Origin of the sequence: Streptomyces sp. NPDC059649 (assembly GCF_042734445.1) — a bacterium.
In the GTDB taxonomy this organism is placed as follows: Bacteria; Actinomycetota; Actinomycetes; order Streptomycetales; family Streptomycetaceae; genus Streptomyces.
Genome location: NZ_JBHWDV010000113.1, coordinates 1 through 5,924, shown reverse-complemented (window position 1 = coordinate 5,924; position 5,924 = coordinate 1). Strand labels below are relative to the sequence as shown.

Sequence of the window (5,924 nt, the reverse complement as noted above, 5' to 3'; positions counted from 1 at the left end):
CGAGGCCAAGCCGGCTCGTACGCGTCGCCGGGCCACCCGTAAGGCCACCGCTCCGGCCGGTGCCCCCCAGGCGGCCGAGGAGCCCGTCGAGGCGCCGCTCCCGGCCGGGGAAGCCGCGCCGGAGGCCGAGGTGCCCGCCGCGGCCGCCGCCGAGGAGACCGAGGGCCCGCGCCGCCGGACCCGCCGCCGTGCCACCGAGCGCGCCGCGGAGCCGGCCGCCGAGGCGCCGCGCACCGAGGAGGAGCCCGCGCAGGAGGCGCCGGCGCGCGGCCGTCGCCGTGCCCAGCGGCCGCCGACCGCGGTCTTCCAGGCGCCGGTCTTCGCCGAACCGATGTTCCAGACCCCCGAGACCGCCGCCGCTGCCCATGCCGCGGCGCGCCAGGAGGCCGTCGAGGCCGAGCAGCCCGCCGAGGAGCAGCCGCCGGCCGGCGCGCGGCGCCGTCGTCGCCGGGGCGCCCCGGCCGAGGCCGAGCAGGTCGTCACCGCTCCCGTGGAGGAGCCGGAGGCCGCCGAGGAGGCCGAGGCCGAGGAGGCCGGCCACGCCGAGGACGAGTTCGCCGAGCGTCCGTCGCGCCGCCGTCGCCGTGGTGGCCGTCGCCGCCGCCGCGGGGAGGCCGCGGAGGGCGCCGAGGAGCAGGCCGTCGAGGCCGCTGCCGAGGAAGCCGCCGAGGAGGCGGAGGCCGAGGAGGCCGGCCGCGCCGAGGAGGAGTCCGCCGAGGAGGCCGAGGAGCACGCCGAGGGCGAGCAGTCGGCCGCCGGCACCAGCAGCAGCCGCCGTCGCCGTCGCCGCCGTCGTCGCAGCGGGGAGCCCGCCGATGTCGAGGCCGGGCACGCCGACGACCCCGAGCGCACGGTCGTCAAGGTCCGTGAGCCCCGCAAGAAGGAAGAGGGCACCAGCGCGGACGAGGTGCAGTCGATCAAGGGGTCGACGCGCCTGGAGGCCAAGAAGCAGCGCCGCCGCGAGGGCCGCGAGCAGGGCCGCCGCCGGGTGCCGATCATCACCGAGGCGGAGTTCCTCGCCCGCCGCGAGGCCGTCGAGCGGGTGATGGTCGTCCGCCAGAGCGGCGAGCGCACCCAGATCGCCGTCCTCGAGGACAACGTGCTCGTCGAGCACTTCGTCAACAAGGAGCAGGCCACCTCCTACGTCGGCAACGTCTACCTCGGCAAGGTGCAGAACGTCCTGCCGTCGATGGAGGCCGCCTTCGTCGACATCGGCAAGGGCCGCAACGCCGTGCTGTACGCGGGTGAGGTCAACTTCGATGCGCTGGGCATGGCCAACGGCCCGCGCCGGATCGAGACCGCGCTGAAGTCCGGCCAGTCGGTGCTGGTGCAGGTCACCAAGGACCCGATCGGCCACAAGGGCGCCCGCCTGACCAGCCAGGTCTCGCTGCCCGGCCGCTACCTGGTCTACGTGCCCGAGGGCTCGATGACCGGTATCAGCCGCAAGCTCCCGGACACCGAGCGGGCCCGGCTGAAGCAGATCCTCAAGAAGATCGTGCCCGAGGACGCGGGCGTGATCGTCCGCACCGCCGCGGAGGGCGCGAGCGAGGAGGAGCTGGCGCGCGACGTCCAGCGCCTGCAGGCCCAGTGGGAAGAGATCCAGAAGAAGGCCAAGAGCAGCAGCTCCAGCGCGCCGTCGCTCCTGTACGGCGAGCCGGACATGACCGTCCGGGTCGTGCGCGACATCTTCAACGAGGACTTCTCCAAGGTCATCGTCAGCGGTGACGACGCCTGGTCGACGATCCACGGCTACGTCGCCCACGTGGCGCCGGACCTCACCGACCGGCTGCAGAAGTGGACCTCGGACGTCGACGTCTTCGCGACGTACCGGATCGACGAGCAGCTGATGAAGGCGCTGGACCGCAAGGTCTGGCTGCCCAGCGGCGGCTCGCTGGTGATCGACCGGACCGAGGCGATGGTCGTGGTCGACGTCAACACCGGCAAGTTCACCGGCCAGGGCGGCAACCTGGAGGAGACGGTCACCAGGAACAACCTGGAGGCGGCCGAGGAGATCGTGCGCCAGCTGCGGCTGCGCGACCTCGGCGGCATCATCGTGATCGACTTCATCGACATGGTGCTGGAGTCCAACCGCGACCTGGTGCTGCGGCGCCTGCTGGAGTGCCTGGGCCGGGACCGTACGAAGCACCAGGTGGCCGAGGTCACCTCGCTCGGCCTGGTCCAGATGACCCGCAAGCGGGTCGGCCAGGGCCTGCTGGAGTCGTTCTCCGAGCAGTGCGTGCACTGCAACGGCCGGGGCGTCATCGTCCACATGGAGCAGCCGACGACGGTCGGCGGTGGCGGCAAGCGCAAGAAGAAGGGCAAGGCGGCGCCGGTCGAGGCCGCCCCGCACGTCCACGAGGTCGAGGCCGCCGAGCCCGGCCCGGACGGCGGTGCGCCCGAGCTGGAGCCGGTGGCCGTGACGGAGGCCGAGCTGCAGCCCACGGTGGCCGGTGCCGACGAGTGGTTCAGCAGCCCGGCGGAGGCCGAGGCCGCTGCCGGACGTGGGCGGGGCCGCCGCCGGGTGAGCCGGAAGGTGTCCGCTCCGGCGGGCGCCCCCAAGGCCGCCGCCGAGGAGGCCGCCGCGATCGTGCTGCCGGCCGAGCCGGCGCCCGCGCCGGTCGCCGAGCCGGAGCCGGCCGCGACGCCGGAGCCGGCCGCCGAGGCCCCGGAGCCCGCGCCGGCCCGTCCGCGCCGTCGGGTGACCCGTAAGGTGACCGCTCCGGCGGGCTCGCCCGAGGTGGCCGACGACTCCGCGGCGACCGTGGTGATCGCCACGCCGGCCGCCGAGCCGGAGCCGGCCGAGGCGCCGGCCGTGTCCGCGGAGCCCGTCGAGGGTGCCGAGGCGGCCGAGCCGGAGGCGGCCGTGGCCAAGAAGACCGCGAAGAAGGCGACGGCCAAGAAGGCCACCGCCAAGAAGGCCGCGGCGAAGAAGACCACGGCCAAGAAGACGGTGGCGAAGAAGACCACCACCGCCAAGAAGGCCACGACGAAGAAGACCACCACGAAGAAGGCGACGACGAAGAAGGCCGCGGCCAAGAAGACCGCAGCCGCCGAGCAGCCCTCGGTCGCGTCGGTGTCCTCCTCGACGGAGGACTGAGCGTCACGAACCCGCCCCGGGCCGTCACGGCGGCCCGGGGCCGGTTTGACCCCCTGGTCAAGGCCCCGTAACCTTGACCGTCGGTGTCTGAGACTTCAGGGCACCACACCTTCTGAGCAACTACCTCTCGGTCCGCCGAGGGAGGCCGCTCGTCCGATCGGATTCCACGGGACGTCCCGAGCCCGTGAGAGCGGCTGGCATCAGAGGATCCGTTTCTAGCGAAAGAGAGTTCCGCGTGTACGCGATCGTGCGCACCGGCGGACGCCAGCAGAAGGTTTCTGTCGGCGACGTCATCGAGGTTGACCGCATTTCCACCAGCAAGGTCGGCGACACCGTCGAGCTCTCCACGCTGCTGGTCGTCGATGGTGACGCGGTCACCAGCGACCCGTGGGTCCTGGCCGGCGTGAAGGTCCAGGGTGAGGTCGTGGACCACCACAAGGGCAACAAGATCCGGATCCAGAAGTACAAGAACAAGACCGGTTACAAGAAGCGGATCGGCCACCGCCAGCTCCACACGGCGCTGAAGATCACCGGCATCGACGCCCCGGCGAAGTAAGGGACTGAGGAGACATGGCACACAAGAAGGGCGCATCGTCCACCCGGAACGGTCGCGACTCCAACGCTCAGCGGCTCGGCGTGAAGCGCTTCGGCGGTCAGGCCGTCCTCGCCGGTGAGATCCTGGTCCGCCAGCGTGGCACTCACTTCCACCCGGGCTCGGGCGTCGGCCGCGGCGGCGACGACACCCTGTTCGCCCTGCAGGCCGGTGCGGTGCAGTTCGGCACCCACCGTGGCCGCAAGGTCGTGAACATCGTCCCGGTCGCCGAGTAATTCCGGCCGGACGTCACACAGCACCACTAGGGGCGGACCGCCTTTCCTGCGCGAGCGGGAAGGCCGGTCCGCCCTTGCGTGTTACGACAGAGACACCGCTGCCGTACGCGCCCTCGCTGCCGTAGGTGCCGCGCTGCTCCCCGCAGTTGCGCGGCCCCCGCGGCGGCCCCGTAGCACGCAGGACCCGTAGTACGCAGTACCCAGACCACCCCGCTCATATGGAGGCACCCCACCATGACCACCTTCGTGGACCGCGTCGAGCTGCACGTCGCCGCGGGTAACGGAGGCCACGGCTGTGCCTCCGTTCACCGGGAGAAGTTCAAGCCGCTCGGCGGCCCCGACGGCGGCAACGGCGGCCGCGGCGGCGATGTGATCCTGGTCGTCGACCAGGACGTCACCACCCTCCTCGACTACCACCACCACCCGCACCGCAAGGCCACCAACGGCCAGCCCGGTGCCGGCGACAACCGCGAGGGCAAGAACGGCAAGGACCTGGTCCTGCCGGTCCCGGACGGCACGGTCGTGCTCGACCAGAACGGTGAGGTGCTCGCCGACCTGGTGGGCCAGGGCACCACCTTCGTCGCCGGCCGGGGCGGCCGCGGCGGCCTCGGCAACGCCGCGCTGGCCTCCGCCCGCCGCAAGGCGCCCGGTTTCGCGCTGCTCGGCGAGCCGGGGGAGACCCGGGAGATCGTCCTGGAGCTCAAGACCGTCGCGGACGTCGCGCTGGTCGGTTACCCGAGCGCGGGCAAGTCGTCGCTGATCTCGGTGCTCTCCGCGGCCCGGCCGAAGATCGCGGACTACCCGTTCACGACGCTGGTGCCCAACCTCGGCGTGGTCACCGCCGGCGCCACGGTCTACACCATCGCGGACGTCCCCGGCCTGATCCCGGGCGCCAGCCAGGGCAAGGGCCTGGGCCTGGAGTTCCTGCGGCACGTCGAGCGCTGCGAGGTGCTGGTGCACGTCCTGGACACCGCGACCCTGGAGTCCGACCGGGACCCGGTCTCCGACCTCGACGTCATCGAGGAGGAGCTGGCCCAGTACGGCGGCCTGGAGAACCGGCCGCGGGTGGTCGTCCTCAACAAGGTCGACATCCCCGACGGCAAGGACCTGGCCGACATGATCCGGCCGGACCTGGAGGAGCGGGGCTACCGCGTCTTCGAGGTGTCGGCCGTCGCCCACCAGGGCCTCAAGGAACTGTCGTACGCGCTGGCCGACATCGTCGCCAAGGCGCGCGCCGCCAAGCCCGTCCAGGAGGCCACGCGGATCGTCATCCGTCCCCAGGCGGTGGACGACGCGGGCTTCACGGTCACGCAGGAGGGCGAGGGCTTCTTCCGCGTACGGGGCGAGAAGCCGGAGCGCTGGGTGCGGCAGACGGACTTCAACAACGACGAGGCGGTCGGCTACCTGGCGGACCGGCTCAACCGCCTCGGCGTCGAGGCCGCGCTCCTCAAGGCGGGCGCCCGCGCGATGGACGGCGTGGCGATCGGCCCGGAGGACAACGCGGTGGTCTTCGACTGGGAGCCGTCGGTGACGGCCGGCGCGGAGATGCTGGGCCGGCGCGGTGAGGACCACCGCCTCGAGGCGCCCCGCCCGGCCGCCCAGCGCCGCCGCGACCGCGACGCGGAACGCGACGAGGCCGCCCAGGAGTACGAGGGCTTCCGGCCGTTCTAGGGACCGGCTGCTCTATGGACGGCCGTTCTTCTAAGGACCGGCCGTCCTAAGGACCCGAAGCGGGGAACCCGTGCACGTGAGGCGGGGAATCCCGTGCACGTGAGGCGGGGAATCCCGTACGCGTGAGGCGGGGAGAACCGGCCACGTCAGGTAACCCGCGCACATGTACCCGCCCACCCCCCGAAGGGGGGTGGGCGGCGGGGAAAAAACCAAGCGGCAGCGCAGTCCAAGCCCAAAGCGCAAGGCCCGAAGCACAAAGGCCAAAGCCCAACGCACAAAGGCCAAAGCCCAACGCACAAAGGCCAAAGCACAAAGCGCGGGCCCCGGG

General features: G+C 72.4%; 4 protein-coding genes. All 4 read left to right on the top strand.

Features of this window, described 5'->3' with window-relative positions; all coding sequences use genetic code 11:
- Positions 1-3,097, top strand: a 3,097-nt coding sequence (locus tag ACFV1J_RS40170) for an Rne/Rng family ribonuclease (protein ID WP_385866936.1), incomplete at its 5' end; no start/stop codon positions are given.
- Positions 3,098-3,332: 235 nt separating this feature from the next.
- On the top strand, positions 3,333-3,653 hold the full coding sequence (gene rplU, locus ACFV1J_RS40165; protein WP_384596624.1) for a 50S ribosomal protein L21: 321 nt from the start codon (positions 3,333-3,335) through the stop codon (positions 3,651-3,653).
- Positions 3,654-3,667: 14 nt separating this feature from the next.
- A complete protein-coding gene (gene rpmA, locus ACFV1J_RS40160) occupies positions 3,668-3,925 on the top strand; it encodes a 50S ribosomal protein L27 (protein WP_360943144.1) in 258 nt (85 codons plus the stop codon).
- Between the two features lie 234 nt (positions 3,926-4,159).
- A complete protein-coding gene (gene obgE / locus ACFV1J_RS40155) occupies positions 4,160-5,596 on the top strand; it encodes a GTPase ObgE (protein WP_385866934.1) in 1,437 nt (478 codons plus the stop codon).
- Positions 5,597-5,924 lie beyond the last annotated feature (328 nt).

Excerpts from the sequence above, each read along its gene's own strand:
- rpmA (WP_360943144.1), top strand. The coding sequence starts at position 3,668 with ATGGCACACAAGAAGGGCGCATCGTCCACCCGGAACGGTCGCGACTCC.
- obgE (WP_385866934.1), top strand. The coding sequence starts at position 4,160 with ATGACCACCTTCGTGGACCGCGTCGAGCTGCACGTCGCCGCGGGTAAC.